Genomic DNA, 26321 nt, shown 5'->3' on the forward strand with positions numbered 1-26321 from the left:
GAATTTGTTGTGATAGGTCACGAACGCGAAGTAACCAACGTCGGCACGCCGCCCTGGAAATCGCCGGTTGCCCTGTCCCTGGCCCTGCACCTGCTCATTGTCGGCGTGGCCCTGGCCGGCTGGACCTGGAGCAGCCCGGAGCAGGAACCGGCGCCGCGCAGTATTTCGGCGCGGCTGGTCACGCAGCAGCAGCCGGAGCCCAGCCCGGTGGTGGAGCCGGACGATCAGCCTGACCGGGACGAGGAGCGTCGGCAGGCAGAGCAGCGGCGCAAGGCGGAGCAGCAACGGGAAGAGGAAGCCCGGAAACTGGCCGAGCAGAAAGCCCGTGAGGAAGCCGAACGGGAGCGTCAGGAACAGGAGCGTAAGCGCGCCCTGGCGGAGAAGCGTAAGAAGGAAGAGGCGGCTCGGGCCGAAGAGGCCGCGCGCCAGAAAGCGGAAGCAGAAGCCAAGGAGCGGGAGCGCCGGAAAGCGGAAGAAGAAAAGCGGCGTCAGGAAGAGGCCCGCCGCAAGGCCGAGGAAGAAAAACGTCGACAAGAGGAGCAGCGCAAACGGGAAGAGGCCGAGCGCAAGAAGCGGGAAGAAGAGGCTCGCAAGGAGGCCGAACGCAAGCGCCTGGAGCGAGAGCGCCGGCTCAAGGAACAGCAGTTGGAGGCCCTGGCGCAGGAGGCCCAGCAGTCCCGGGAGGCGGAGGCCCAGAAGCAGGCCCAGGCCGCGGCGGCACGTGCGCGCGAGGCGCAGATGCTGACCGAGAGTGAAAAATATCAGGCCTTGATTCGAGAGCGGCTCAGCCAGGCCTGGTATCCACCGTCGTCGGCCACCGAGGATATGACCGCCCGGCTGCAGATCACCCTCCTGCCCACCGGGGAATTGGCGGGGGTGAAACTGGTGAGCAGCAGCGGCAATACCGCCTTCGACAATTCGGCGCTCAGTGCCGTGCGTTCCCTGAGCCGGTATCCGATCCCGGACGAACGGGACACGTTTGAGCGGTATTTCCGCCAGTTTACTATTGAATTCAACCCACAGCGGTTGCGATAAGGAACGGATGACAGCATGACACAGCGGGATTGGACTAAGTCGTTACGCAAGCTGATGGCCGTGATGGTGCTCGCCACTTTGACTGCCGGCGCGGCACAGGCTGAGTTGCTGATCAGGATTACCGAGGGCGCCGATTCGGCGATTCCCATTGCGGTGGTGCCCTTTGCCGAAAGCGGTGCGATACCGCCCGGTGACAAGGTCAGTGGCATCGTTCAGAGCGATCTGGCCATGAGTGGCGAATTCCGTCCGTTGCCGGCGGAAAAGATGCTGAGTCTGCCGTCCAAGCGGGCCGACGTGTATTTCCGGGATTGGCGGCTGCTGGGGCAGCGCTACGTCCTGGTCGGTGAACTCACCCGGTCGGCGGACCGGGTGTCCGCCCGCTACGAGCTGTTTGATGTGAACACCGAAGAACGACTGCTGGGCGAGACGGCCGCGGCCTCGGTGTCCAACGTTCGTTCCCTGGCTCACCACATCAGCGACAAGGTGTACGAAGCCATCACCGGCGTCCCGGGTGCGTTTTCCACCAAGCTTGCCTATATCACCCTGGATCAGTACCAGGGCAAGCCCCGCTATCGCCTGCAGGTAAGCGATGTCGATGGCAAGCGGGCGCGCATTCGGCTGGAGAGTCAGGAGCCGATTCTGTCGCCGGCCTGGTCGCCGGACGGGAAGAAGCTGGCCTACGTGTCCTTTGAGACGGGCAAGCCGGCGATCTTTGTCCATGAGCTGGCCAGCGGCCAGCGGACCCGGGTCGCGGACTTCCCGGGACTTAACTCGGCGCCGGCCTGGTCCAGCGACGGTCGTTCCCTGCTGATGACCCTGTCCAAGGACGGCAACGCTGAAATTTACCGGATGAACCTGGCCAACAAGCAGTTGACCAAGATCACCAATCACTGGGCGATCGACACCGAGGCGAGCTGGGATCACACCGGCGACGGCCTGTTCTTTACCTCCGACCGGTCCGGTGGTCCGCAGATCTACTACAAGGAAAACGAGCGCGCGGCTCCTCGCCGGATTACCTTCGGCAGCCGCTACAACGCCCGTCCCCGGCCGGACAATACCGGTCAGTATGTGTATTACGTGCACCAGCGTGACCGGGCGTTCCACATTGCCCGTACAAACCTCAAGTCCGGTGAGGAAACCATTCTCACCCGAACCGAATCCGACGAATCCCCAAGCGTGTCCCCGAACGGCCGCATGCTGATCTACGCCACCAAGCAGGGCGCCAACAGCGTGCTTACCGTGATCTCCGCCGATGGCGGCGCGGCTTACAGCCTGCCCGCCTCGGTCGGTGATGTGCGCGAGCCGGCATGGGGCCCGCTGGTCCGGTAGCAGGTCCTTGTCAGGCCTGCCAAGTGATTCAGAAAGCAAGTCAACCAACTGAAAGGAAAGTGTTATGAAGTTGTCAGTTCAATCCAAGGCTTTTGCAGTTCTGCTGACCGCCGGCCTGTTCGCCGGTTGTAGCTCAACCGGTGAGACCGTCGATGAGGGTGCCTACGATTCCGACGTGGCAGCGATCGATCAGGACGGTGGCTCCACGGTCTATGGCGGCGGTGACCAGGACGGCGTGTCGTCTTCGGCCATGACCGAGGAAGAGCGGATGGCCGCGGAGCGTCAGGCTGAGCAGGCCGCGCTGCGTGACATCACAACCTTCTACTTCGATTTTGACACCGCGGAAATCAAGCCCGAGGCCCGCGATGTACTGGTCGCCCACGCCCAGTTCCTGGCCAACAACCCGGGACAGCAGGTGCGTCTGGAAGGCCACGCCGATGAGCGCGGCACCAAGGAGTACAACCTGGCCCTGGGTGAGCGCCGTGCCAACGCCATCCAGCGTTTCCTGATCGTCAACGGCGCTTCACGTGGCCAAATGGAAACCGTAAGCTACGGTGAAGAAAAGCCGGCGGTCATGGGTTCCTCCGAGAGCACCTGGGCCCAGAACCGTCGTGTGGAGCTCGTATTCGAGTAAACGCAACAGCAGTCAGGAATGACCATGAGAACAAGACTCATGGCGACAGTGGCCGTCTCGCTTGTCCTCGGACACGCGGGCGCGGCCCTGGCGCAATCATCTACGCCAGCGTTCCAGAACAGCAGTTCCGAGGCGCAACGTCGGGCCAGCAGTAACCAGGCCACCGCCGAGCTGTTCTACATGATCCAGCAGCTCCAGGGCGAGGTTCGCCGCCTGCAGGGCGAAGTCGAGGAGCAAAGGCACCAGATCGATCGTTTGAAAGAGCAGGGTCGGGATCGGTACATCGATCTTGATCAGCGCATCCTCGAGCTGTCCGAGAAGGTGTCGGCCCAGCCGGAACCGGCCGCGGCGGCCAGTGGCGCTGGAGCCGCGAGCTCTGGCAGCGCCGGCACCCCGACCCGGGAGTACCGGCAGCCGAAGGCGGAGGAGCGCAAGGCCTATCAGGCCATTCAGGACCTGATCCGCAACCAGAAACAATACGATGAGGCCATCAGCCGCCTGTACGACTTCATCGACACCTACCCGGAAGGCGATCTGACGGTCAATGCCTACTACTGGTTGGGTGAGGTGTACCTGGTCAAGCCTCAGCTGGAGCAGGCCAAGCAGGCCTTCACCATCGTCGCCACCCGATACCCTGACCACCGGAAAGCGCCGGACGCGGTCTACAAACTGGGGGTAACCCTGGATCGGATGGGTGACAAGCAGGAGGCTCGGCGTCGGATGGAGACGGTTGTGAAGGACTATCCGAACAGCAGTGCGGCCGAGTTGGCGAAGAAGTTTCTGGCGGGCGGAAACAGCTGACGGAAGCGGCTGAGAAAAATGTTGAGAAACCTTGGAAAAAGGGGTTGATCAACGGCAAAAAATCATTACTATATGCGCCTCGTTTGGGTCGTTAGCTCAGTTGGTAGAGCAGTTGGCTTTTAACCAATTGGTCGAAGGTTCGAATCCTTCACGACCCACCAACTTCCGGCTCCGGAGTGTGCTGAGGCACTTCAGGGCGAACCAGCAAGTCTGGTTGCAGTTACGGGTCGTTAGCTCAGTTGGTAGAGCAGTTGGCTTTTAACCAATTGGTCGAAGGTTCGAATCCTTCACGACCCACCAAATTGCAGAGCCCTCAAGGGTTTTTGCGAAAAAAAGAGCCTTCGGGCTCTTTTTTTTTGCGTATACGTTCCTACCTAGTCAGAAGAGGCGTTTTATCCCCGTTGGATGGTCTGCCACGGTCGTGTGTCAGTATCATGAAGGTGGGGGTGGAGTGGTATACTCCCAGACAACAAGCAACACAGAGATGCAGTAATGACACGAGCTGAAGACCGTATCCTTGTCCAGGAGCACCTGGCCCACGCGGCGGAACCCAAGCCGCTCAGCGCGGACGAGAAGGCCGAATTGGAAGCGCGCATCAAGGCGACCCTGAAGGCTCAGGATGCCGTGCTGGTGGCTCATTACTACACGGACCCCGACATTCAGCGTCTGGCCGAGGAAACCGGTGGCTGCGTCGCCGATTCCCTGGAGATGGCGCGCTTTGGCAACCAGCACCCGGCCTCGACCGTGGTGGTGGCTGGCGTCCGCTTCATGGGCGAGACCGCGAAGATCCTGAACCCCGAGAAACGGGTGCTCATGCCCACCCTGGAGGCCACCTGTTCCCTCGACGTGGGTTGCCCCGAGGATGAATTTGCGGCGTTCTGCGACGAGCATCCCGATCGCACCGTCGTCGTGTATGCCAACACCTCGGCAGCGGTCAAGGCGAGGGCCGACTGGGTCGTTACCTCCAGTTGCGCGCAGGCCATCGTGGAAGATCTGGACGCGCGGGGCGAAAAGATCCTCTGGGCGCCGGACAAGCACTTGGGCCACTACGTGCAGAAAACCACCGGTGCCGACATGCTGTTGTGGGATGGCTCCTGCATTGTCCATGAGGAGTTCAAGTACCGTGGCCTGGAGGATCTGAAGGCGCTGTATCCGGAAGCCGCTGTGCTGGTGCACCCGGAATCACCGGACGCGGTGGTGGCCATGGCAGATGTGGTGGGTTCCACCTCGCAGCTGATTCACGCGGTCCAGACCCTGCCCAACGAAAAGTTCATCGTTGCCACCGACAACGGCATTTTCTACAAGATGCAGCAGTTGGCACCCAACAAGATCCTGCTTGAGGCCCCGACTGCGGGTAACGGCGCCACCTGTCGCAGCTGTGCCCACTGCCCGTGGATGGCCATGAATGGCCTGGAGAATCTGCTCCAGGTGCTGGAGCGGGGCGATCAGGTGGTGGAAGTCGACGACGCACTGCGGGAGCGTGCGCTCCGGCCGCTGCGGCGGATGTTGGACTTTACCGCCAACATGAACCTGAAGGCGGCCGGCAACGCCTGAGCGGCGGCGTCAGCCGTTTCTCCGGGCGTTCAGTCGACCGGTGATTTCCGCCAACCGCTCCGTGACCACCTGGCGCTGGGGCGAGCCGGCCGGCAATTTTTCCTGGGCCTGGCGCAGTTGCCGCTGGGCCGCTTCCAGATCCCCCATCAAGGCATCGTACTCGGCGCGGGCGCGATGCACGCCGACGATGTTCCGCGCCAGGCCTTCCGCCTCGGCCAGGCGTAGCCAGAGGTGTTCCTGACCCGGCATCTGCCGGGTCAGCTGTTTCAGATGCTCCGCGGCCGCGGCGCCATTGCCGTCGGCGATTTCCGCCTCGGCCAGGGTGTAGGTGATGGGGTAATTGCCGGGGTTGCGCGCCAGGGCCTGTTTGAGAATGTCCTTGGCTCCCTGGATGCGTTTCTCACCGATCATGGTCTCTGCCAGGGTCACCTGAAAGGTGATGCGGTTGGGATTCCGTTCCAGTAGTTTCTGCAGCAGGGCGATGGCCTGCGCCGGTTGGTTGTTTTGCTGGTAGGCCACCGCGAGGCCATAGCGAATGGCGTCCGAGGGTCGGGCGTCGTCGCGATTCAGGTAGGCCTCGAAGGTGTCGACCGCCACGTCCGCGGAGGTGGCATAGCGCACCTGCAGCCGGTTGCGAATCAGGTGATATTCCTGGCCGTCCTCGATCCGCCGATCCGGGTACTGTTCCGCCCGGTTTCGGGTGTCGGCCACCCGGCTCTGGGTCAACGGGTGGGTCGACAGGTACTCGGGCACCTGATTTCCCTGCAGCCGGTTCTGTCGCATCATGATCTCGAACATTTCGGGCATGCCCCGTGGGTCCATTCCGGCGGTGGCGAGAATGTCCAGGCCAACCCGATCCGCTTCCTGTTCATGGGCCCGGCTGTACGCCAGCATGTTCTGCACCGCCAGGGCCTGGGTTCCGGCAATGGCGGCAATGCCAACATCGGATTGGGTAACCGCGGACAGGATGATGCCGGCGAGCATGCCGGCCATGGTCAAGGGGGCACTGGTTTCCTGCTGCTCCAGGCGTCGGGCAAAGTGTCTCTGGCTCAGGTGCGCCAATTCGTGGGCCAGGACCGAGGCAAACTGCTGCTCGGTGGCGGCGTTCAGGAACAGGCCACCGTTGACACCAACAATGCCGCCGGGGACTGCGAACGCGTTGATGGCCGGATCGTCGATCAGCGCCAGGGTCAGGTCCCGCTGCTGCAGCGGGGCGGACGGCACCAGGCGATAGGTAATGGCGGTCAGGTAATCGAACACCAGGGGATCGGTGATCCGGGGTGCGGATCGGCGGATCGAAATCATCACTTGCTGGCCGATTTCCGCTTCCTGTTGCCCGGAGATCAGGCCGCCGCCGTGACCGCCGATGCTGGGCAGCTGCGAGTCCTGAGCCTGGGCCGGCGCCCACGACAGCAGCAGAGCCAGGGCCAGAAAGCTGGCGTGGACGATGGACGATGTTCGACGCAGGCCGGTATGGACAGGAATCATGGAATGCAGGGAGCCTTTCGTTCTGGGTGCCAGTGTGACAACAGCTTACGATAAATAGTTCTAACCTTTCGATTAAAAACTATTGTGATGCAATACATTAACACTGTCGGCATAATGCCGACCTGCCACTTCGTCCCATTGTAATCGCAAGGGTGTTTCGTTTTTATGGTTGATCGCACTTTGGACGCTTCCGGGCTCCGCTGTCCCATGCCGCTGCTGAAAACCAAGCTGGAACTCAACGGCATGTCACCCGGGCAGGAGTTGGAGGTCATTGCCACGGATGCCGGCTCCGCCCGTGACATCCCGGCCTTCATCGAGCTGTCGGCGCACCAGCTGGTCAGTCGCTCGGAGGCCGATGGGCAGTACCGGTTTGTGATAAAGTGCGGCGGTTAACCACTCGGAGACATTGATGCTCAGGATTTTGCGGGGCCTGGCCCACAAATACTTTTCCGACGAAGAGGCGGTGATCCTGTTCCTGATTCTGGTCACGGGAACGATTTTCGTGATCTGGTTTGGCGCCATGCTCGCGCCGGCCATTGCCTCTCTGATCATCGCATTCATCCTCCAGGGCCTGGTGACCAAGATGGTCAAACTGGGCGTGCCGGAATTGGTCGCCATCATCGGCGTGTTCCTGGTCTTCCTGGGCGTGTTGGTGGGCGTGATTTTCGGCCTGCTGCCGTTGATCTGGACCCAGGTGAGCAATCTGGCCGGGGAGACGCCCCGCATCATTCGCGAGATGCAGTCCTACCTGGAGTTGCTCCCTGATGAGTACCCCCAGCTGATCTCCGCCGACGCCGTGAATACCCTGTATCAGCAAGTGTCCACGGAGATGGGGCACCTGACCCAGTGGCTGGTCTCCTTTTCCCTCTCCAGCATCCCCGATCTGGTGGCGCTGCTGATCTACGTGGTTCTGGTGCCCATCCTGGTGTTTTTCTTCCTGAAAGACCGGGAGATGATGCTCAACGCCATCGGCAGCCTGCTGCCGCCGCAACGGCCGATGATGCTCCGGATCTGGCACGAGGTGAATCTGCAGTGCGCCAATTATGTGCGGGGCAAGGCGGTTGAGATCCTGATCGTCGGCATTGCCACCTATGTGGCGTTCAAGCTGCTGGGTATGCCGTACGCGGCCCTGCTGTCGCTGCTGGTTGGTCTCAGTGTGGTGATTCCCTACATCGGCGCCGCGGTGGTCACCATCCCCGTCGCCATGATCGGCCTGTTTGCCTTTGGCTGGGGCAGCCACTTCATCTGGGTCATGGTGGTCTATGGCGTGATCCAGGCCCTGGATGGCAATGTGCTGGTGCCCATCCTGTTTTCCGAGGTCAACAACCTGCATCCGGTCGCCATCATCGTGGCGGTGTTGTTCTTCGGCGGGATCTGGGGGCTGTGGGGGGTCTTCTTTGCCATTCCGCTGGCGACCATGCTGAAAGCGGTGTTCGCCGCCTGGCCGGTGAAGGAGCATGTCACGCCACCGGCCGCGGAGCAGTCGTAACGCCCTAGAGCGCGCGGGCCGCCTCCAGGACCTCGTCGGCGTGGCCCTTGACCTTGACGCCGCGCCATTCCCTGCGCAGTTTGCCGTCAGCGTCGATCAGGAAGGTGCTGCGATCGACGCCCAGGTACTCCTTGCCGTACAGTTTCTTGAGTTTGATGACGTCGAACAGCTTGCACACCGCCTCATCTTTGTCTGAAATCAGGTGAAACGGAAACTCGTGTTTGGCCCGGAAGTTCTCATGAGCCTTCAGGCCATCCCGGGAGACGCCGAGGATCGTCGTGTTGAGCTTGTCGAACTCCGGCATGCGATCGCGAAAATCCTGGCCTTCGGTGGTGCACCCCGGGGTGTTGTCTTTCGGGTAAAAGTAGATGACCAGGTTGCGCCCCCGGTAGTCGCTCAGGCGAAAGGTCTGTTCACCGGTGGCGGCGGCTTCAAAATCGGGCACGGCTTGGCCCAGTACGACGGACGGCATGACTTCTCCTTGAATTCCCTTGTGTCAGTTCGTGCCCAACATTACCATATCGGTTTTATTCGGACGGAGCTTTTATGATTACGGGTAGCCTTGTCGCACTGGTCACGCCCATGGATCCAAACGGTGAGATTCACTGGGAGGAACTGGACCGGCTGGTGGATTTCCACATCGAGAACGGCACCCATGGCATCGTTGCTGTGGGCACCACGGGTGAATCCGCAACCCTGGACCCTGACGAGCATTGTCAGGTGATCGGTCACATCATAAAACGCGTCGACGGTCGCATCCCGGTCATTGCCGGTACCGGTGGTAACAGCACCCGCGAGGCGATCGAGCTGACCACCGAAGCGCACAAACTGGGCGCCGACGCTTGCCTGTTGGTGGTGCCTTACTACAACAAGCCGACCCAGGAAGGCCTGTACCAGCATTTCAAGACCATCGCCGAAGCCGTGCCGGGCATGAAACAGATGCTCTACAACGTGCCCGGGCGGACCGCGTGCGACATGCTGAACGAAACCGTCCTGCGTCTCGCGGACATTCCGAACATCGTGGCGATCAAAGATGCGACCGGCAACATCCCGCGGGGCGCTGAACTGATCGAAGCCCTGGATGGCCGCCTGGCCGTCTATTCCGGCGACGATGCGACCGCGGCCGAGCTGATGTTGGCGGGCGGCAAGGGCAACGTCTCGGTCACCGCCAACGTGGCCCCCAAGGCCATGTCCCAATTGTGCGAAGCGGCGATTGCCGGCAACCGTGAGGAAACCGAGCGGCTGAACGAGCTGCTCATGCCCCTGAACCGGAAGCTGTTCCTGGAGGCCAACCCGATTCCGGTCAAATGGGCCTTGAACCGCATGGGCATGATCAGTGAGGGCATCAGGCTGCCGCTGACGCCATTGAGCGAGAAGTTCCACGGGGAAGTGGAAGACGCTCTGAAAGCCTCAGGTGTGCTCTGAGTTTTTTGACCTTGTTTCTGACCCGGAGTAACCCGATGCCGGTTCTTCATGGAACCCGTAGTACCCCGTTGTTAAAACCCCTGACCCTGGCATCCGGATTTATGCTGATGACGGCATTGTCCGGATGCAGTCTGCTGGAAGACCGAACCAAACGTTACGTCTCGGCCGAGGAGGGCAAACCGCTGCAGTTGCCTGCCAGTGCCGATGAGACCCGCTTCAGCCAGGCAATGCCGATCCGCGATGTTGAGGTGGCCGACGCCAGCAAGCTTTACCCCTCCGAATTGCCGCGCCCGCCGGACATGACCTCCGAGATCCTCGACGAGAATTACGTGATCGAGGAGCTGGATGGCCGGGTCTGGCTGCTGGTCAATGACGTACCCGGTCGAATCTGGCCGGCCGCCAATGCCTACATGGCCGACCGGGGTCTGGGTGTTGGTTTCGACAGCCCTCAGCTCGGTCTGCTTCAGAGCGAGCTGCTGAATTTCAGCAAACGCGCGCGCGAACTCGCGGAATTACCGCAGGACCCAGGCGTGGACGAGCCGCGTGTGGTTCTTCAGATGCGGATGGCCCCCGGGGTCCGTCGCAAGACCACCGAGATCCAGATCCGCAAGTTGACCGTCGACGGCCAGCCGTCCGAACTGGTGCCCTGGTCCGGGATTGTCAGTCCGACCGCGGAAGCGCTGGAACTGCAGAAGCGGCTGCTGGCCGACCTGGGCCAGTTCCTGCAAGCCAGTGAGGAGGACAAGTCCTTCTCCCGGGCGGCGTCTGGCATGGTGAGTGATCCCCTGGTCAAACTGGTCACCGAAGGCGATGAAGCGACTGCGGTGCGCATGCGCCTGGACTACGGCCGGTCCTGGGCGGAAGTGAGTCGCGCCCTCAATGACGCCGAAGTGCCGGTGGTGGATCTGAACCGGAGCGAAGGCTGGTTCTACGTCGACTTCCGCACCGAGGACGAGCGCGAATCCGGCTGGTTTGACTGGTTCAGTGACGCTGAGGAGCCGCAGCATACCCACACCGTGAGCCTGGTCGAGCAGGGCGACGACGTGGTCGTGACCGCTCAGCGACAGGACAGTTACGATGGCGACCAGGCCGCTCCGGACCTGCTGGCGCAACTGTTCGAATATCTTTATTGAGAGACCTGTAATGGAAAAGCGTGAAGAGCTATACGCCGGCAAGGCGAAGTCTGTGTACACCACCGATAACCCGGACCGTTTTGTTCTGGTGTTCCGGGACGACACCTCGGCCTTTGACGGTGAGAAAAAAGAGCAGCTGAACCGGAAGGGCATGGTGAACAACAAGTTCAACGCCTTCATCATGGAAAAGCTTGAGGCTGCGGGCATTCCGACCCATTTCGAAGGGCTGCTGTCGGCGACGGAATCGGTGGTCAAGAAGCTCGACATGATTCCGGTCGAGTGCGTGGTCCGCAACATCTCTGCGGGCAGCCTGTGCCGCCGGCTCGGGGTCGAGGAAGGCCAGGAGCTGACACCGTCGACCTACGAGTTGTTCCTGAAGAACGACGCCCTGCACGATCCCATGGTGAATGAGTCGCTGGCGGTCAGTTTTGGCTGGGCGTCCGCCGAGGAACTGGCGCGGATGAAGGAGCTGACTTACCAGGTCAACGACGTGCTCAAGGCGCTGTTTGATGATGCCGGCATGTTGTTGGTGGATTACAAGCTGGAATTCGGCCGGAGTGGCGGCGAGATCGTGTTGGGTGACGAGTTCAGCCCGGACGGCTGTCGTATCTGGGACAAGCAGACCCGGAAAAAAATGGACAAGGACCGTTTCCGCCAGGGACTGGGTGATGTGATTGAAACCTATGAGGAAGTCGGACGCCGTTTGGGTATTGAGTTCGGCTGATCCTGACACACAACAAAACTAAGGGTGTTTTATGCGTAAATTGATGGTGGCGGCGTGCGGTTCCATGTTGTTGGCGGCTCCGCTGGCTCACGCGGACGTGGTTGGTCTCGGCGCTCACGTAAGCTACTGGGATTCCGAACTCTCGGGCAAGGCCACGGACAATGGCGACGTGGTGGACGTGGAGAATGATCTCAATCTCGACAGCGACTCCAATGCCAACGCCTCTCTTTACTTCGAACATCCGGTGCCGGTGCTGCCGAATGTCCGCTTGAACTACACTCTGATAGAGCAGAGCGGTCGCGGGGAACTGGGCGCCAATTTCGGTGGAATTGATGTTAACACCGGTGCTGATGTCCGCTCCGACCTGGATCTCGAACAGCTTGACCTGACCCTGTACTACGAAGTGCTGGATAACTGGGTCAACCTGGACCTCGGTCTGACCGCCCGAGATCTGGATGGTGAACTGATCGTCCAGCAGGTCGGTGGTACCCAGGCTAGCAAGACGGAAGTCGACGCGATTCTGCCCATGGGCTATGTCGCCGCCCGTTTCGATCTGCCCCTGACCGGTGTGTCGGTGGGCGCCGAGGGCAACTTCATCAGCTACAGCGGCGATTCGCTGCATGACTTCAATGCCTATGGTCAGTTGGACATTGCCGTACTCCAGCTGCGTGCCGGCTATCGTCAGATGTCCATCGATTACGAAGACGACGACGAAAGCCTGGATCTGGACATTGATGGCCCGTTCATCAGTGCCGGCGTGGTTTTCTAAGGAGAGAGACACTTGAGGATTCTTGTAACGGGAACGGCCGGGTTCATTGGCTCCCATCTGGCTCATCGCCTGCTGGATCGGGGTGATGAGGTAATTGGCGTCGATAACGTCAACGATTACTACGATGTGAGCCTGAAGGAAGCACGGTTGGCCCGGTTGACCGGGAAAGCTGGCTTCACCGAGGTGCGCAAGGACGTTGCCGACCGGGCGGCCATGGAGTCGCTGTTTGCCGAGTACAAGCCGGAACGGGTGGTGCATCTGGCGGCCCAGGCGGGTGTCCGCTATTCCCTCGAGAATCCTCACGCCTACGTGGACGCCAATCTGGTGGGCTTCATGAACATCCTGGAAGGGTGTCGGCACAACGGGGTCAAGCACCTGGTGTACGCCTCCAGCAGCTCGGTGTACGGTGCCAACGAGACCATGCCGTTCTCGGTCCATGACAACGTCGACCATCCGTTGAGCCTGTACGCGGCCTCCAAAAAGGCCAACGAGCTCATGGCCCACACCTACAGCCACCTGTACAACCTGCCGACCACCGGCCTGCGGTTTTTCACCGTCTACGGTCCCTGGGGTCGGCCGGACATGGCGTTGTTCATCTTCACCAAGAAGATCCTCGCCGGCGAGCCCATCGATGTGTTCAACCATGGTCATCACAAGCGCGATTTCACCTACATCGACGACATCGTCGAGGGTGTCATCCGAACCCTGGACCATGTGGCCGAGCCCAACGCCGACTGGTCGGGCGAGCAACCCGATCCCGGCACCGGTAAGGGCCCCTACCGGATCTACAACATTGGCAGCAACAACCCGGTGGAGTTGTCCCGGTTCATTGAAATCATCGAGGAGCGGGTCGGCAAAAAAGCCGAGAAAAACCTGTTGCCGCTGCAACCGGGCGACGTACCGGCAACTTACGCGAATGTGGACGATCTCATCGCGGACGTCGGCTACAAGCCCGACACCTCCGTGGAGCAGGGTATAGCCAGGTTCGTGGACTGGTATCGCGAGTTCTATCAGGTCTGAAGGCAGTGCATAAAAAGCCGGCAACAGCCGGCTTTTTTATTGCCCGATGGGCAGTTGGTTGAAGGGCTCGGGCAGTTGCCACTGAACCCGGCGCCGGCTCAGCGGACACTCGAAGGCGAGCTCGTACGCCAGCAGTTGCAAGGGCAAGGGGGCGGGGCGTCCGTACAGGCGGTCGCCGATGATGGCGTGTCCGATGCTGGCCAGGTGCTGGCGTATCTGGTGTTTGCGGCCGGTCTCGATGTCCACCGTTAACAGGCTGGTTTGCTCTTGGTCGTCCACCGCCATGGTGGTGATATGGCTCCGGGCGCTCTTGCCGTCCACCTCGGTCTCGATGAGCTGGCTCTCGGTGTTGATGATGCCGGTCACCCGTGCCTGATAGCGCTTGGTGATGGCGCGGCCGGCAAACAGGGCGGAGAGCGCAGCGGCGGCCTTGCCGTCGTGGGCGATGAGCATCAGGCCGGCGGCGTCGGCATCCAGTCGGTGAACGAGGTGGCAGGTGCGGGCAAGTTCGACCTCGGCGACCCGCAGCAGGCTGCAGTGATCGCCCCATTGTGACCCCTGGGCGAGCATGCCGTGAGGCTTGAACCAGACCGAATAGCGTCCGCGATCGTCGAGCAGGGTCGCGTGGGGTGGTGTACGGGCCAGGATGGCGTCGTCGTAGAACAGCTGCAGGCGGGTACCAGGCTGGACCTGGCGCTTGGCTTTGCGCAGGCGAACCTGTTTGCGCTTCTGGGTCCACCAGCATGCGCCTTTGGCCATGGCGTCTTTGATGCGCTGTTTGGGCAGTCCGGTGGCGTCGCTGAGGGCGTCCACAGCGGTCTGGGGGTGTTCCAGGGTGAGGTCGACGGAGGTGCGCATAATCGATTCCGGAAAGTAGCCGGACATAAAAAAAGCCAGTTCCTACGGTGCCCGTAAGTAACTGACTTTCTTTGCAGAAGTGGTAGGACCACCCAGATTCGAACTGGGGACCTCTACCATGTCAAGGTAGCGCTCTAACCAACTGAGCTATGGTCCTGTGTCCTGCAACGGGGACGCAATATACTGATTCCCGGGACCTCGGTCAACCACTTTTCTCGGATTTCTGATTCCGCAGCCAACCTTTGATGGCTCTGCTGACCACGCCCCACCGATTGACCAGCAACGCCGCGAAAATCAGCGTGCAGCCGGCCATCTGCAGGGCCGTCATGGTCTCGCCAAACCAGCCGGCTGCGAACAGGGTGACCCATACCGGTTCAAGAATCAGGATGACCACGCCATGGCTGTGTGCCGACAGGCTCTGGGCGTAGGTCTGGAGCAGGAAGCGACCGGCGGTACCGATAACGGCACTGGCGAGGACCCAGCCGAACAGAGCGGCCGGGGGCTGGGTCAGCACCTGCTGCCAGGGCTCGAGCACCAGCGACGCCAGCAGTGTGACCAGGCTGACTGTGGTCAGTGACAGGGCGGTCAGCGGCAGCGCTGAGACCTTGTGTTTCTCGATGCGTTCGCCCCGACGGTTGATGACGGTGCGCTGATTCGCGGTGCGGGTAGTGAGCGTAAAAAACAGCGCCAGGATGAAAGCGGCGCCAACGAAAAAGGCCTGGGCCGGTTCCGGGCGAAACCCGTTCTTCAAGGAAAGCAGGGCCAGACCGGCGACGGCAATGGGAATTGCCACCCAGGTGCTGGCCGGCTGGGGTTCCTTGAACAGGAATCGGGACAGTATTGGCACAATCACCACGCCGAGACTGGTCAGGAACGCGCCTTCACCCATGCTGCTGGCGTGCACCAGACCCATGATCCAGAAGCACATGGCGACACCAAATACCAGCCCAACGCCGAGACACCGGCCCACCTGGTCGAGGCTCAAGCGGGATAGCGGGCGCCAGGCAGCCAGGACCAGAATCCCCCCGGCGATGAAGAACCGGGCTGCCATGAACAGCAGCGGTGGCATCAGCAGGATGGCTTCCTTGGAAAAAATCCAGCTGACGGCGGCCATCAGGGTCACCACCACGAGAAGGGCGTCGGATTTGTGGGCGTCGGACATTGAGCAACCGCTGGCGTCTGGGTGGGAATCGAAACAGGCGGATCAATGTATAGTTTGCGAACTAAAAAAGAAAGGCGAGTATCGGGGGCGGCGCTTGTGGGCTCGTCCGTGAGCCCGGTTTTATCTTCATTAAATCAGTAGGTTGCAAGCTTAGTTGTTGAGGGTGGTGTAGACCAAGGTCGACATGTCGGTTTGGTCGGAACCGGGCACCTCAAGGTAACGGTCGCCGGAACCCCACCACTGCCACCAGGCCCGCTGGGTGTAACTTCGGCTGGCGAAATCCACGCGCAGGCCATTCAGGGTGGTGTTGTTGACCACCGGCACCGAGGTATTGCCGGTTTCCGATCCCAGGACCCCACTGTGGCTGGCACCCTCGTTCATCAGCACCGGGAAGTGGTTGTACCAGAGGGCGCCGGGGCCGGTCTGACCGGTCACCTTGCCGGCCATGCTGAGGCTGTTCGAGCAGGAATCGATGCCGTTCGCGGTGGTGGCTCCGCAGGCCGAGTGCACGGGCACCACGCCGTCGTCCTTGCCGGCAATGAATGGCTTGGTGATGCCACCGTAGGACGAGCCGCCCGCCACAAACCTGAGCCGGGGAACGCTGTTCGGACTGAGCGCCAGATTGCGGGCGGCATTGGTCTGCAGGTCGTTGACCACACCGAGTTTGCCGGGTTTGGGTTCAATGCCGGTGAAGGCCTGCACGGCGGCCTTCAGTGGCCAGTTATACCAACTGTCGTTGTAGGCGATGCTTAGGGCAAGGTCGGCCAGCTCGGTACCACCGCCAGCCCCGGAGTAATCAATGGTGGCCAGGATCCGCAGTGGCGGCAGGCCCTCGGCCTGAAGCCAGCGCGCCTGGTTTTCCAACAGATAGCGAGTCACCAGATCGCCGGTGGAGTGTGACACCAGGATGCAATAGTCGTTGCAGAGTCCCTGCTGACTGATCTGGCGCAGCTGCTGATACGCCTGCTGGGCGATGTTGCCTTCGATCCGACCATCGCTGCCCCAGTCGATCCGAGCGTCCGAGCGTGCCAGCCAGAAGGTTCGCCAGTAATCTTCGCCCGCGCGCTTGACCGCTTGCAGGTCGGCGGGTGGGTTGGCGAGATCCTCCTGTTGAAAGCCATGCACCAGTACCACGTTGTGCCCGGCGAGCTGGGCCTGGGCTGGCCCGGCCAGGAGGGCGCCGGTGATGGTCGCCGCGAGCGCGGCCTTGCCGGTTTTTCCGAGTTTGCTTGCTGTCATGTTTGCTCCGTCTTCGTTGAATTATTGTTGTCGTGAGACGTTTATCCGTTCGCCCCTGATCCGGGACGTACTGCACGGAACCGCGCGGCGCCAGCCGCAGCAGGGGGCTCTGCGCCCTGCGCTCAGAACTTGTCGGCCAACCGTTGCAGCAAGGCTGCCCGACGTTCCGATTCCGGGTCGACCGTCGGGGTGTCCGTCAGGTCATTCAGGTCCGGGGCGGAAAAATCCAGGCCCTCTTCCGGTCCGAAGCCATAGTGAGTTCGCTGCCCGGGCCTGGCGGGCAGTTGCCGGATTTGCAGGTGCCGGAGACTCAGGGGGCCGTTCACGGGCTGATTGGCCAGCACCGTGCCATGGGCCTTCAGCTCAATGGTGCCGGCGCCCGAGTCCAGACGCTGTTCAGCCTGGAGCAGGGCAATCGGCCGGGAACCCGCGAAAAGCTGGGCCGAGAGGGCGAAAACACCGGCCTGGTCCGGCGCGAAGCGAACCGGGATCACCAGGTTGTTCTCGGCCAGGTAGGCATCGTCCAGCCCTTCGAACTCACCCAGGTAAGGCTCGATGGTGAGGGTGGAGGCATGGCGCACCGGCCGGCCATCGACCCGGGCTTCGACGATCAGCCGGTATTCTCCGGGGGGCTCGTCGGAGCCAAGTTCGCCCTCAAAAAAGGTGCCGCTGGTGCGCTCCAATCGAGTGGAGGCGATGGCATCCCGGTTCTCGGACTGTTCCAGGGTGACGGCCAGGGTATCGGCCACCACCTGGGGCCCCTCGAGCGAGGCAGCAATGAGAATCGGCTCACCCCGGGTAAAGCGGAATTTTTCCAGGGTGACGGTGAAGTGCCCCTGATTGCCGAGTGGCAGGCGCACCGGGGTGTAACGGTTGGTTTGGTAGCCCTCGGCCTGAGCGGGGGACAGGGGCGTGGACCAGGGTGGGTATTGGGCATTATCGCGGTATTGGTCGGCAACCCGGGCGAACATGAAGCCCAGCGCGCTGTCGCCCGGCTCCATGGCCCGAGCCGGCCCTGGCGAAGCGGCCGATGGCGAGGTGAGGTTCGCAACCGGGGTTGCCGCAGGGCCGTTAAACAACGCCGCTGGCAGCGAGTCCCGCAGCCAGTGGAAGCTTGTCTGGTTGTCGGTGGCGAGCCAGTAGCCGGTAGCCAGCGAGCCCGTCAACGCGACCAACAGAAGCAGAAGGGCTTTGCCGGCCATCCGTCAGTTCCTTGTTGTTGTTATGATCAACAAACATACAGAGAGCGAATGGATGACGGCAAAGAAATGGGCCGGTTATGTAACAGAATGTGTCCGGATTGTGCGGTGGCTCACAAAATACCGGAGGTTCAGAACCAGCCGGAATCCTGATTGGCCTCGAAGCCAAAGCGCAGTCGAACCTCGTCGCCGACCAGTGCCGGCTCCAGCCCATAGGTCATACCCCAGTCGCTGCGCCGCAAGCTGGTCTCGGCACTGATGCCCAGGGTGAAATCCTCATGGCCGATCGGATATTCCGCTGACTTGTTGAGGGTCACATCCAGGGTCACCGGGTTGGTTTGACCCAGCATGGTCAGATCACCGGTGACCTTGCCGGTGTTCTCGCCGCTGGGCTCGAAGTCGGTCAGGTCGAACCGGATTTCCGGGTATTTCTTGCTGTGGAGAAAGTCGTCGCTGCGCAGGTGTTCGTCCCGCTTCTTGTGGTTGGTGAAGATGCTGTCGCTCTGAAACACCAGCGTGCCGGATTGCAGTTCGCCGGTGGCGTCGTCATAGACGAACTGCCCCTCCACCTCGCGGAACATGCCAATCACCGGGGCGTAGCCAATGTGCATGATTTCAAACGACATGGAAAAGTGTTCGGAATCCACCTCGAAAGTCGCGGGCTCTGCGAACGCCGCGCCGGACAGGCAGAGGGCCGAGGCGACCAGGGCGGAACGGGCGGAGTGTTCAATCATTGTGCCGGGGTTCATGGGAAGACCTCCTGTGGTAGAGCCAGCAAATGTCCAGAGCGAAGGACCACACCAGCAGGACCAGGGCCGTGGCCAGGGTGATGCTGGCAAAAGCAGGGGATACCGGGGGCAGCAGCGCCACCATCAGGGTGACAAGCTGCCAGACGCAGACCGTCTTGCGCCGGAAACTGTCGGGCAGGGGCGCTGTCAGCCAGGGTAAGAACAGGCCAGCAGTAACAAAAGCATAGCGCATCAACCCCAGGGCGAGTACCCAGGCTCCGGCCCGATCCAGGGCCATCACCGCAAGACAAAGGCCCAACATGAGCGCTGCGTCCAGCTCCATGTCGAAGCGGGCGCCAAAGCTGCTCTGGCAGCCCAGGGCCCGGGCCAGGGCGCCATCGACGCCGTCCAACACCAGAGCCAACAGGGCAATGGCTGCATAAATCCACAACTGACCGACGGCCGGTTCAGCCCCGGAGCCGGGAAGAAAGGGGGCAGAAGACACCAACAGGATCACCAGCGCAGCCCGGGCCAGTGTCGTCCGGTTGGCGGGCCCAAAATCCTGGTCGGCGGGCCAGTGGCGCAGCACGCACCAGGCCAGCAGGGCAAAGAGAGTCGCGGCAATCACCAGGAAACCGGCGGGCAAACGCCAGGTCAGGGCCGCCGCCAGACATACCGTGGTGGTCAGAACCAGGGCCCAGGCCAGATCCAGGCGAAGCGACAGCGCCGGCGCTGTCACCCGTTCGGGCGAATCCATAGCTGCACTCCAGCGTATAGGTGTTGATGGGAGGCCTTGGGTGAAGGCCTCCATCACTGACTATAGTTGTCAGAACTTACCGGTGCCTACGACCCAACCGGGCATTCGGACCGACCAGAACACAATGACAGGGAGCGGCTTTTGCAGTCTCAAGACACCCAGGACATCACCACCAGTCTGGCCTGGTGGGTCACCGGTCCAGGCCAGGGCGCGCTGCAGCCGGCGCCCATCGATGCGGCCGAGGGCCTATTGCCAACCTCCGCCGTGACCGTGGAAACCCGGTTCTCCGGCATCAGCCGAGGCACCGAAAGCCTGGTGTTCCATGGCCGGGTGCCGGCCAGTGAGCATGGACGCATGCGGGCGCCGTTTCAGCAGGGGGAGTTTCCCTATCCGGTCAAATACGGTTACGCCAATGTCGGGCAAGTGACGGATGGGCCGGCGGACCTGCTCGGACGAACGGTGTTCTGCCTGTTTCCTCACCAACAACGGTACCGGGTACCGCAACAGGCGGTGTACCCGATCCCCGACGGGGTACCGGCCGAGCGCGCGGTTTTGGCCGCAAACATGGAAACGGCGGTGAACGGACTCTGGGACGCCTCCCCGGGCGTGGGGGACCGGGTACTGGTGGTGGGGCTCGGCGTCGTCGGCTTGCTGGTCGGCTGGCTGGCGGCCCAGATTCCCGGCACGCGTGTCACCGTACTCGACACCAACCCGGCCCGCCGAACCCAGGCCCAGGCACTGGGGCTGGACTTCACCGAGGGACCCGGCCGGGACGACTACGACCTGGTGTTTCACACCAGCGGCCAGCCCGCCGGCCTGACCACGGCCCTGGCCAGTGCCGGGCCCGAGGCCCGGATTGTCGAGATGAGCTGGTACGGCAATGCCGCGGTGGCGGCGCCACTGGGCGAGGGCTTCCACGCCCGACGGCTGACCCTCAGGTCCAGTCAGGTGGGGCAGATTCCCACTGACCGTCGGCCGCGCTGGGACTATCGTCGGCGCATGGCGCTGGCTCTGGAATTGCTCCAGGATGATCGGCTCGACCAGTTGATCACCGGAGAAAGCCGGTTTGCCGAGTTGGCACAGGTGATGCCGACACTCCTGGCCGGCACAGCGGATGTTTTGTGTCACCGAATCGTGTACTGATTTTTCTCTTTGGCTGTATGGAGACACCCGTATGTTCAGTTTGACCGTCCGCGACCACATGATGATCGCCCACAGTTTCCGGGGCGAGGTGTTTGGCCCGGCGCAACAGGTCCACGGCGCCACCTACCTGGTGGATGTGACCTTTGAGCGCCCCGAGTTGGACGCCGATAACCTGGTGGTCGATATCGGCCTGGCGTCGTCGGTGCTCAAGGAAGTACTGGGTGAGTTCAACATGCAGAATCTGGACGCGCTCGACTCGGTTCAAGGCCAGAACACCACCACCGAATTCATGGCCAAAGTGGTGTTCGACCGGATGGCGGTGGCCATCGGCGCCGGTCGCCTGGGCACCTCGGCAAAAGGGATCGGTAGTCTGAAAGTCACCCTGTCGGAGTCGCACATTGCCTGGGCCAGTTTTCATGGTGAGCTCTGACCCGACCCTGCGCGTTATTGTTCCGGGCGACCCGGAGCAGAACACCGGAGGTTACCGGTACGTTCGAAAACTGGTCGAGGCGCTCGAACAGCTCGGGACCTGCACCGAGACCCTGGGCCTCGACGGGCGGTTTCCCCGCCCCGATGCGCTGGCTCGGCGGGAGATGGATGTGGCCCTCAGCCGCTGCCCCGACGGCGCGGTGGCGATACTCGACGGCCTGGCCATGGGCGCCATGCCCGACATCCTGGAACAGCACGCCCATCGGCTGAGACTGCTGGCTCTGGTCCATCATCCCCTGGCCGATGAAACCGGCCTGCACGAGTCGGACCGACACTGGTTTTTTCAGCAGGAGCGCCGGGCCCTGGCGGTGGTGTCCCAGGTGGTGACCACCAGCGCTTTTACCGCCAGACGTCTAGCGGCGTTCGGCGTGCCGGCTGAGCGCATCCACACGGCGTTGCCGGGCGTGGCAGTGCACCTTGCTGGCGCGGCCGTACAGGAACGCCCCAGGGCCGCTCCTCCCGAACTCCTGTGCGTCGGCCACCCCTCGCCACGCAAAGCCCAGCATCAGCTTATTGAGGCGCTGCAGGCGCTTCAGGCGCTGCCCTGGCACTGCACCCTGGTGGGGTCCCTGGATCGGGATCGCGGCTACAGTCAGCAGATGGTGGCGCAGATCCAGCAGGCGGGGCTCAACGGGCGGGTGACGCTGACCGGCGAGGTCGGGGACGGTCAGCTGGCCGATCTCTACCGGCGCTCCGATCTGTTCGTGTTTCCCTCCCTGTATGAGGGCTATGGCATGGTGATCGATGAGGCCCGCAGCGCCGGTCTGCCGGTGATCAGCTCCGATGGCGGGGCCCTGGCCGATACCGCCGTCGGGGTCGGTGTCCGTCAGTTCCCGGCCGGTGATGTCGGGGCGCTGACCGACGCCCTGCGGGCTTGGCTTGCCGACCCCGCCGAGCTTGCCGCCCAGACCGACTTGGTCCGCAGCCATCGCCCGAGGGCCGGGAGTTGGGGGCAGGCCGCCCGGGTGGTGCTAAAGGCCGCCAGACGCGCGGCAACGGGGGCGGGCACCCTGTTCAACGACGACTGGCTGGCGCTGCGGGAATCCGCCGATCATCGGGCCAGGTCGGCCACGCTGACCCGTACCCTGAACACCTGGCTGGCCCAGGATTGGACCCAGCCGGAGGCGCCCACGCCGGAGCAGACCGTGGGTGTGGTCGATCTGGGCACCGGGCGCGGTTCCAATGCACTGTTTCTGGCACCCCGACTCGAGGTGCCGCAGCACTGGTGCCTGATCGATCAGGATGCCCGCTTGCTGTCGGTCGCCCGGGGCCGCTTGCAACAATCGGGTACGGAGTGCGAGGCAATCGAGGCCAGACTGACCAGTCAGTCCCTGGCGGAGTGCATTCCCCCTCGGACCCGGTTGGTGACCGCCTCCGCCCTCATTGATCTGGTGTCCCAAGATTGGTTGGAGGCGCTCGCCACCGCGGTCGCCGACAGGGGCGCGGCGGTTCTGATCGTGCTCAGCTACACCGGGTATTTCCGCCTGGCCCCGGCTCGGCGGGACGACGACCGACTTCGGGAGCTGGTGAACCAGCACCAGAAGGGCGACAAGGGCACCGGGCAGGCGCTGGGGCCGCAGGCGCCGGAGGCTCTGGCGTCGCGCATGGCGTCGGCGGGCTATGCCGTGAGCGTGGCCGAGAGCACATGGCGCCTCGATGCTCGGGATGGCGATCTGATGTCTCAGTTGATGGAGGGCTGGGTCAGCGCGGCCGGTGAAATCGCGCCCGACGAGCAGGACTGGCTTTCGGACTGGCTGAGCGACCGCAAGGCCCAGCTGGCGGCCGGGATTCTGTCGGTGGAGGTCGGGCACCGGGATGTCCTGGCGCTGCCGCCGGACCAGGGGGCATGATGCCGACTCCGGTTGCTTGGCGCTGGCTCTTCACCCTGGGACTGCTGGGCAGTGTGGTCGTGGTCCTGGACCTCGACGAGCTCTGGCAGCAGCTCAGGCGCCTGCCGCCGTCGCTGCTGCTGCCGGCTTTCCTGCTCACCGGCGTGCAAGTGGCCTTGTCGGCCTGGCGCTGGCGCTTCACCGCGCAGCGCCTTGGCTTGCGCCTGCCGTATGGCCGGGCGGTGCGCGAATACTACCTGGCCAGCTTCCTCAATCAGGTGCTCCCGGGTGGTGTGGTGGGGGATGTTGGCCGGGCCTGGCGGCACAGTCAGCATACCGATCACAAACGCGGGGCGGTGCACGCCGTGGTGATTGAGCGGCTGTCGGGTCAGCTGGCTCTGTTGCTGGTTGTGGTTGCCGCGCTGTGGTGGCTGGCGCCGGCCAGCGACCTGTTTCCAGGCGAGCCAGCGCTATGGCTGCTGCTGATTTTAGTCGGTGTGATGGTGGCTGCCTGGCTGATACGGCGAAGCCGCCGGGCCGGGCACTATCTCGCAAACCTCCATCGCGATCTGTCTCGCACCCTGTTCGGCTGGCGGGTGTTCGCGATTCAACTCGGCACCTCTTTGCTGGTGTTGGCCAGCTACCTGGCCCTGTTCCTGGTGCTTGCCCAGCAAGCGGGCTATCTGGCATCCGGCGCCCCATGGCTACTGGTCGCTGCCTTGTGCAGCCTGTTGCTGCTGAGCATGGTGATACCGGTCACCGTGGCCGGCTGGGGGGTGCGTGAGGGCGCGGCGGCGGTGTTGTGGCCGTTTGCGGGATTGCCGGCGGAGCAGGGCGTGGCCCTCAGTGTGGGGTACGGCATCCTGGTGCTGGTGTCCTCCACGCCTGGCCTGGTGGTTCTGGTGTGGGGCCAGGCCAAGCCGGGATTGGCACAGGCTACGGAACGCGGAGGTTAGGCAGACGTCAGGAAAATTCCAGATCGAACAGCATGTCCGATCCCAGGTTGATCAGCTGGGACTTGGGACGCAGGGCCTCGTCCAACCCGTCGATCTCCGGCAGGGAAAACGCCGGCCGACCGCTGCCGATGATCATGGGTGCCACCATCACGTGCAGTCGATCCAGCAGACCGGCATTCAGAAACGACGACACCGTCAGGCCCCCGCCTTCCACGAACACCTTCCTCAAGCCGAAATCGGCCAGCACCTGCAGGATCAGCCGGGGATCGGTCGGCTCGGTTTGGTCCGAACCGCCGAGGCAGGCGACTTCGGTGACCTGGCCACGTTCGGTGATCGACGCCTTGCCGCGGTAGGCGCCGGCGACCAGCCGCAGGGTCGGGGCTTCGTCGTCGGTAAACAGGTGGTGACTGTCCGGTACCCGGCGGTGCCGGTCAATGACCACGCGCACGGGGTTGGAGCCACTGGTGCGCCGGACCGTGAGCCTCGGGTTGTCGGTGGCGGCGGTCCCGGCACCCACCACAACGGCGTCCGAGACCGCGCGAATCCGATGCAGGTGCAGCAGGCCGTCGTCGCCATTGATGAACCGTGACCGGCCAGTCACCGTGGCAATCCGGCCGTCCAGGCTCTGGCCCAGTTGGCCGATCACCCTGGCACCGGCCTCCGTCCGAACCGGACGACACAGGGGCAGGAAGGTGGAGAGCAGGTCCCGGGCCTGGGGCGTTGCCGGGTGCAGCAAATGCCAGGCGCCCGCGCCGTTCAGACGCACCGCGGGCTGATCGGTGTCCGGCAATGCCAGTGTCACGTTGCTGCGGTCCAATGCAGTCAGCACCAACTGCCAGGCTGCCTCGCAGTCCATCGGTAGAGCGGTCATAACAGTCCCGTACGCTTGCCGTTGATTTCAGTATAGGCAGATTGTCCGAAAAGCTATAGGTACGTTACATTTCCAGTTTGATTCACTTTACTGGTAAGTTCCGGTCAACGCGGATTCCGGATTTCCTGGCGTCCCGACACAGGGTAGAGGCAACCAGCATGCGGTACCTGCAAACGTTCAATCGTCGGCTGCGCCAGATTCGCGAGCACGGCCGACTGTCACGCTGGGATGTCGCCCAGATATGCGGGGTGGAAGAGGCTCAGGTGAAAAGCTGGGAAGCCACCGACGTCCGTCAACGGGGGTATCCGGGCATTTCCGAGCTGCTGGATTTCTGCATTCGTACCGAGACGCCGCTGGAAGACCTGATCGATCTCGAGGAGCAGGGCGATGGGCAACTGGAACTGCCAGGCCTGGCGTTCAGCAACAGTGACGACCTGACGGTGGCGCTGAAAGAGTTGGAGCAGGAAATCAACCGAGTTCAGTTGTCCGATGAAGAAACCGAACTGCTGCGCCGGTTCCGCAACGCGTCCGCGGAAAACCGGCGCATGATCCTCCAGATTCTGGGAGGGTGAGCCACAGGGCCCGGCTCAGTTACCTTTCTTGTAGATGTTCTCGTACACGTAGTTGGTGGCATCGACAAAGCCATCGATGCTGCCGCAATCGAAACGACGCCCCTTGAACTGGTAGGCCAGTACACAGCCGTTCTTGGCCTGCTCCAGAAGCGCGTCGGTGATCTGGACCTCGCCATTCTTGCCGGCCGGTGTGCGTTCGATGATGTCGAAGATGTCCGGGGTCAGGATGTAACGGCCAATGATCGCCAGGTTACTGGGCGCGTCTTCGGGGGCCGGCTTCTCCACCATGTCGGTAATGCGATAGAGCCCGTCCTTCATGGACTCGCCGGCAATCACCCCGTACTTGTGGGTTTCATTCTCCGGCACTTCTTCAATGGCCACGATCGAGCAGCGGAACTGGTTGTACAGTTTCACCATCTGCGCCAATACTCCGTCGTCGCCGTCCGGGCCCAGGCAGAAGTCATCCGCCAGCACCACCGCAAACGGGTTGTCGCCGACCAGGTTGCGGCCGGTGAGGATGGCGTGTCCCAGGCCTTTCATTTCGTTCTGACGGGTAAACGCGAAGGTGTTGTTGTCGATCAGGTCGCGAATGGAGGCGAGCAGGTCTTCCTTGCCGGAGCCGGCAATCTGGTGCTCCAGTTCGTAGCTGATGTCGAAGTGGTCCTCGATGGCGCGCTTGCCCCGACCGGTGACAAAACCGAACTCGTGAATGCCTGCTTCAGCCGCTTCCTCGACGCCGTATTGCACCAGCGGCTTGTTGACGATGGGAAGAATCTCTTTCGGCATGGCCTTGGTGGCCGGCAGAAAGCGGGTTCCGTACCCGGCAACGGGGAACAGGCATTTTTTGATCATGAAAGCGTCCTTTTGGTCGAGCAGTGACGTCCCCGGTTCGGGGCAGTTAACGTCTTGTTAATCACAAACTGTGCCGAGTTTAACGAACTTGCCTTCCGAAAAGGAGGGGCGGCGCTCATCTGTAAGCCGACGTAACCGAATTGTTGCCGGTTTCCCCGGCCAGATACATCCGGAAACACTTCTGAAACAACCTTCAAATACAATTCTAATGCTTTGTATTGCGGCTTATTAAAAGTTGTAATTTTTGGTCAGGCCCTCTGGAAGC

General features: G+C 62.4%; 27 protein-coding genes and 3 tRNA genes. 19 read left to right on the top strand and 11 right to left on the bottom strand.

What is annotated here, in order from left to right; translation table 11 throughout:
* The first annotated feature begins 9 nt into the window (after positions 1-9).
* The 7 genes from tolA (at position 10) to nadA (ending at position 5353) form a co-directional block, all read left to right on the top strand.
* The gene (gene tolA, locus U5822_RS14025; RefSeq protein WP_322856234.1) at positions 10-1035 is read left to right on the top strand and encodes a cell envelope integrity protein TolA; all 1026 of its coding nucleotides are present in this window, start codon (positions 10-12) and stop codon (positions 1033-1035) included.
* A 15-nt stretch (positions 1036-1050) separates the two neighbouring features.
* Entirely contained in the window at positions 1051-2364 is a 1314-nt protein-coding gene (tolB, locus tag U5822_RS14030) for a Tol-Pal system beta propeller repeat protein TolB (RefSeq protein WP_425259226.1), read from the top strand.
* A gap of 64 nt (positions 2365-2428) precedes the next feature.
* On the top strand, positions 2429-2998 hold the full coding sequence (pal, locus tag U5822_RS14035) for a peptidoglycan-associated lipoprotein Pal (protein WP_322856235.1): 570 nt from the start codon (positions 2429-2431) through the stop codon (positions 2996-2998).
* A 24-nt stretch (positions 2999-3022) separates the two neighbouring features.
* Positions 3023-3799: a tol-pal system protein YbgF gene (ybgF, locus tag U5822_RS14040; protein ID WP_322856236.1), complete on the top strand. Its 777-nt coding sequence runs from the start codon at positions 3023-3025 to the stop codon at positions 3797-3799.
* A gap of 85 nt (positions 3800-3884) precedes the next feature.
* A tRNA-Lys gene (locus tag U5822_RS14045) sits at positions 3885-3960 on the top strand.
* Between the two features lie 63 nt (positions 3961-4023).
* Positions 4024-4099 (top strand) — tRNA-Lys (locus U5822_RS14050).
* A gap of 192 nt (positions 4100-4291) precedes the next feature.
* A complete protein-coding gene (gene nadA / locus U5822_RS14055) occupies positions 4292-5353 on the top strand; it encodes a quinolinate synthase NadA (protein ID WP_322856237.1) in 1062 nt (353 codons plus the stop codon).
* Positions 5354-5362: 9 nt separating this feature from the next.
* Here the strand turns inward: nadA and U5822_RS14060 are convergent, their stop codons facing one another.
* Entirely contained in the window at positions 5363-6841 is a 1479-nt protein-coding gene (locus tag U5822_RS14060) for a M48 family metalloprotease (RefSeq protein ID WP_322856238.1), read from the bottom strand.
* Between the two features lie 165 nt (positions 6842-7006).
* Between U5822_RS14060 and U5822_RS14065 the strand changes: the two genes are divergently transcribed.
* Together U5822_RS14065 and U5822_RS14070 are read left to right on the top strand one after the other, a co-directional pair.
* A complete protein-coding gene (locus tag U5822_RS14065) occupies positions 7007-7234 on the top strand; it encodes a sulfurtransferase TusA family protein (protein ID WP_322856239.1) in 228 nt (75 codons plus the stop codon).
* 16 nt (positions 7235-7250) lie between these two features.
* A complete protein-coding gene (locus U5822_RS14070) occupies positions 7251-8330 on the top strand; it encodes an AI-2E family transporter (RefSeq protein ID WP_322856240.1) in 1080 nt (359 codons plus the stop codon).
* A gap of 4 nt (positions 8331-8334) precedes the next feature.
* Here the strand turns inward: U5822_RS14070 and U5822_RS14075 are convergent, their stop codons facing one another.
* Positions 8335-8802, bottom strand: coding sequence for a peroxiredoxin (locus U5822_RS14075; protein WP_322856241.1), 468 nt, complete (start codon positions 8800-8802; stop codon positions 8335-8337).
* Between the two features lie 74 nt (positions 8803-8876).
* Between U5822_RS14075 and dapA the strand changes: the two genes are divergently transcribed.
* The 5 genes from dapA to U5822_RS14100 all read left to right on the top strand — a co-directional run bounded on the left by dapA (position 8877) and on the right by U5822_RS14100 (position 13401).
* Positions 8877-9755, top strand: coding sequence for a 4-hydroxy-tetrahydrodipicolinate synthase (gene dapA / locus U5822_RS14080; protein ID WP_322856242.1), 879 nt, complete (start codon positions 8877-8879; stop codon positions 9753-9755).
* 107 nt (positions 9756-9862) lie between these two features.
* Positions 9863-10888 (top strand): outer membrane protein assembly factor BamC, encoded by a 1026-nt coding sequence (gene bamC, locus U5822_RS14085; protein WP_322856243.1) that lies wholly within the window; start codon positions 9863-9865, stop codon positions 10886-10888.
* Between the two features lie 10 nt (positions 10889-10898).
* Positions 10899-11612 (top strand): phosphoribosylaminoimidazolesuccinocarboxamide synthase, encoded by a 714-nt coding sequence (gene purC / locus U5822_RS14090; RefSeq protein ID WP_322856244.1) that lies wholly within the window; start codon positions 10899-10901, stop codon positions 11610-11612.
* A 31-nt stretch (positions 11613-11643) separates the two neighbouring features.
* Complete coding sequence (locus tag U5822_RS14095) at positions 11644-12381, top strand: TIGR04219 family outer membrane beta-barrel protein (protein ID WP_322856245.1); 738 nt, start codon at positions 11644-11646, stop codon at positions 12379-12381.
* Between the two features lie 12 nt (positions 12382-12393).
* Positions 12394-13401, top strand: coding sequence for an NAD-dependent epimerase (locus U5822_RS14100; protein ID WP_322856246.1), 1008 nt, complete (start codon positions 12394-12396; stop codon positions 13399-13401).
* Between the two features lie 36 nt (positions 13402-13437).
* On the opposite strand, the gene U5822_RS14105 is transcribed toward U5822_RS14100, so the two are convergent.
* The 7 genes from U5822_RS14105 to U5822_RS14135 form a co-directional block, all read right to left on the bottom strand.
* On the bottom strand, positions 13438-14259 hold the full coding sequence (locus U5822_RS14105; RefSeq protein WP_322856247.1) for a pseudouridine synthase: 822 nt from the start codon (positions 14257-14259) through the stop codon (positions 13438-13440).
* Positions 14260-14339: 80 nt separating this feature from the next.
* Positions 14340-14416, bottom strand: a tRNA-Val gene (locus tag U5822_RS14110).
* Positions 14417-14461: 45 nt separating this feature from the next.
* Positions 14462-15421: a DMT family transporter gene (locus U5822_RS14115; protein ID WP_322856248.1), complete on the bottom strand. Its 960-nt coding sequence runs from the start codon at positions 15419-15421 to the stop codon at positions 14462-14464.
* A gap of 150 nt (positions 15422-15571) precedes the next feature.
* The gene (locus tag U5822_RS14120) at positions 15572-16660 is read right to left on the bottom strand and encodes a hypothetical protein (protein WP_322856249.1); all 1089 of its coding nucleotides are present in this window, start codon (positions 16658-16660) and stop codon (positions 15572-15574) included.
* A gap of 122 nt (positions 16661-16782) precedes the next feature.
* Positions 16783-17862: a hypothetical protein gene (locus U5822_RS14125; protein WP_322856250.1), complete on the bottom strand. Its 1080-nt coding sequence runs from the start codon at positions 17860-17862 to the stop codon at positions 16783-16785.
* Between the two features lie 128 nt (positions 17863-17990).
* Positions 17991-18608: a YceI family protein gene (locus U5822_RS14130; RefSeq protein ID WP_322856251.1), complete on the bottom strand. Its 618-nt coding sequence runs from the start codon at positions 18606-18608 to the stop codon at positions 17991-17993.
* A complete protein-coding gene (locus tag U5822_RS14135; protein WP_322856252.1) occupies positions 18586-19344 on the bottom strand; it encodes a CDP-alcohol phosphatidyltransferase family protein in 759 nt (252 codons plus the stop codon). The genes U5822_RS14130 and U5822_RS14135 overlap by 23 nt, the downstream gene beginning before the upstream one ends.
* A 141-nt stretch (positions 19345-19485) precedes the next feature.
* Here U5822_RS14135 and U5822_RS14140 point away from each other — a divergent pair, with 141 nt between their 5' ends.
* From U5822_RS14140 to U5822_RS14155, 4 genes are read left to right on the top strand one after another with little or no spacing between them, the layout of a single operon-like run.
* A complete protein-coding gene (locus U5822_RS14140; protein WP_322856253.1) occupies positions 19486-20487 on the top strand; it encodes a zinc-dependent alcohol dehydrogenase in 1002 nt (333 codons plus the stop codon).
* Between the two features lie 31 nt (positions 20488-20518).
* On the top strand, positions 20519-20917 hold the full coding sequence (locus tag U5822_RS14145) for a 6-pyruvoyl trahydropterin synthase family protein (RefSeq protein WP_322856254.1): 399 nt from the start codon (positions 20519-20521) through the stop codon (positions 20915-20917).
* Complete coding sequence (locus U5822_RS14150) at positions 20904-22826, top strand: glycosyltransferase (RefSeq protein WP_322856255.1); 1923 nt, start codon at positions 20904-20906, stop codon at positions 22824-22826. Before U5822_RS14145 ends, U5822_RS14150 begins: the two co-directional genes overlap by 14 nt.
* Positions 22823-23761: a lysylphosphatidylglycerol synthase transmembrane domain-containing protein gene (locus U5822_RS14155; protein WP_322856256.1), complete on the top strand. Its 939-nt coding sequence runs from the start codon at positions 22823-22825 to the stop codon at positions 23759-23761. Before U5822_RS14150 ends, U5822_RS14155 begins: the two co-directional genes overlap by 4 nt.
* 7 nt (positions 23762-23768) lie before the next feature.
* On the opposite strand, the gene U5822_RS14160 is transcribed toward U5822_RS14155, so the two are convergent.
* Entirely contained in the window at positions 23769-24632 is an 864-nt protein-coding gene (locus U5822_RS14160) for a RibD family protein (protein WP_322856257.1), read from the bottom strand.
* 158 nt (positions 24633-24790) lie between these two features.
* Here U5822_RS14160 and U5822_RS14165 point away from each other — a divergent pair, with 158 nt between their 5' ends.
* A complete protein-coding gene (locus U5822_RS14165) occupies positions 24791-25204 on the top strand; it encodes an XRE family transcriptional regulator (protein ID WP_322856258.1) in 414 nt (137 codons plus the stop codon).
* Positions 25205-25219: 15 nt separating this feature from the next.
* On the opposite strand, the gene galU is transcribed toward U5822_RS14165, so the two are convergent.
* Entirely contained in the window at positions 25220-26056 is an 837-nt protein-coding gene (galU, locus tag U5822_RS14170; protein ID WP_322856259.1) for a UTP--glucose-1-phosphate uridylyltransferase GalU, read from the bottom strand.
* Between the last annotated feature and the right edge of the window lie 265 nt (positions 26057-26321).

It is taken from the genome of Marinobacter qingdaonensis, from assembly GCF_034555935.1.
Taxonomy (GTDB): Bacteria; Pseudomonadota; Gammaproteobacteria; order Pseudomonadales; family Oleiphilaceae; genus Marinobacter; species Marinobacter qingdaonensis.

What these genes read in the sequence shown, in the direction of transcription:
- tolB (WP_425259226.1), top strand. Translation starts at nt 1,051, where the DNA reads ATGACACAGCGGGATTGGACTAAGTCGTTACGCAAGCTGATGGCCGTG.
- U5822_RS14165 (WP_322856258.1), top strand. Translation starts at nt 24,791, where the DNA reads ATGCGGTACCTGCAAACGTTCAATCGTCGGCTGCGCCAGATTCGCGAG.
- U5822_RS14115 (WP_322856248.1), bottom strand. Translation starts at nt 15,421, where the DNA reads ATGTCCGACGCCCACAAATCCGACGCCCTTCTCGTGGTGGTGACCCTG.
- galU (WP_322856259.1), bottom strand. Translation starts at nt 26,056, where the DNA reads ATGATCAAAAAATGCCTGTTCCCCGTTGCCGGGTACGGAACCCGCTTT.
- U5822_RS14095 (WP_322856245.1), top strand. Translation starts at nt 11,644, where the DNA reads ATGCGTAAATTGATGGTGGCGGCGTGCGGTTCCATGTTGTTGGCGGCT.
- U5822_RS14155 (WP_322856256.1), top strand. Translation starts at nt 22,823, where the DNA reads ATGATGCCGACTCCGGTTGCTTGGCGCTGGCTCTTCACCCTGGGACTG.
- pal (WP_322856235.1), top strand. Translation starts at nt 2,429, where the DNA reads ATGAAGTTGTCAGTTCAATCCAAGGCTTTTGCAGTTCTGCTGACCGCC.
- purC (WP_322856244.1), top strand. Translation starts at nt 10,899, where the DNA reads ATGGAAAAGCGTGAAGAGCTATACGCCGGCAAGGCGAAGTCTGTGTAC.
- U5822_RS14125 (WP_322856250.1), bottom strand. Translation starts at nt 17,862, where the DNA reads ATGGCCGGCAAAGCCCTTCTGCTTCTGTTGGTCGCGTTGACGGGCTCG.
- ybgF (WP_322856236.1), top strand. Translation starts at nt 3,023, where the DNA reads ATGAGAACAAGACTCATGGCGACAGTGGCCGTCTCGCTTGTCCTCGGA.
- U5822_RS14150 (WP_322856255.1), top strand. Translation starts at nt 20,904, where the DNA reads ATGGTGAGCTCTGACCCGACCCTGCGCGTTATTGTTCCGGGCGACCCG.
- U5822_RS14070 (WP_322856240.1), top strand. Translation starts at nt 7,251, where the DNA reads ATGCTCAGGATTTTGCGGGGCCTGGCCCACAAATACTTTTCCGACGAA.
- U5822_RS14065 (WP_322856239.1), top strand. Translation starts at nt 7,007, where the DNA reads ATGGTTGATCGCACTTTGGACGCTTCCGGGCTCCGCTGTCCCATGCCG.
- nadA (WP_322856237.1), top strand. Translation starts at nt 4,292, where the DNA reads ATGACACGAGCTGAAGACCGTATCCTTGTCCAGGAGCACCTGGCCCAC.
- U5822_RS14120 (WP_322856249.1), bottom strand. Translation starts at nt 16,660, where the DNA reads ATGACAGCAAGCAAACTCGGAAAAACCGGCAAGGCCGCGCTCGCGGCG.
- U5822_RS14105 (WP_322856247.1), bottom strand. Translation starts at nt 14,259, where the DNA reads ATGCGCACCTCCGTCGACCTCACCCTGGAACACCCCCAGACCGCTGTG.
- U5822_RS14130 (WP_322856251.1), bottom strand. Translation starts at nt 18,608, where the DNA reads ATGAACCCCGGCACAATGATTGAACACTCCGCCCGTTCCGCCCTGGTC.
- dapA (WP_322856242.1), top strand. Translation starts at nt 8,877, where the DNA reads ATGATTACGGGTAGCCTTGTCGCACTGGTCACGCCCATGGATCCAAAC.
- U5822_RS14075 (WP_322856241.1), bottom strand. Translation starts at nt 8,802, where the DNA reads ATGCCGTCCGTCGTACTGGGCCAAGCCGTGCCCGATTTTGAAGCCGCC.
- U5822_RS14135 (WP_322856252.1), bottom strand. Translation starts at nt 19,344, where the DNA reads ATGGATTCGCCCGAACGGGTGACAGCGCCGGCGCTGTCGCTTCGCCTG.
- U5822_RS14060 (WP_322856238.1), bottom strand. Translation starts at nt 6,841, where the DNA reads ATGATTCCTGTCCATACCGGCCTGCGTCGAACATCGTCCATCGTCCAC.
- U5822_RS14145 (WP_322856254.1), top strand. Translation starts at nt 20,519, where the DNA reads ATGTTCAGTTTGACCGTCCGCGACCACATGATGATCGCCCACAGTTTC.
- U5822_RS14160 (WP_322856257.1), bottom strand. Translation starts at nt 24,632, where the DNA reads ATGACCGCTCTACCGATGGACTGCGAGGCAGCCTGGCAGTTGGTGCTG.
- bamC (WP_322856243.1), top strand. Translation starts at nt 9,863, where the DNA reads ATGACGGCATTGTCCGGATGCAGTCTGCTGGAAGACCGAACCAAACGT.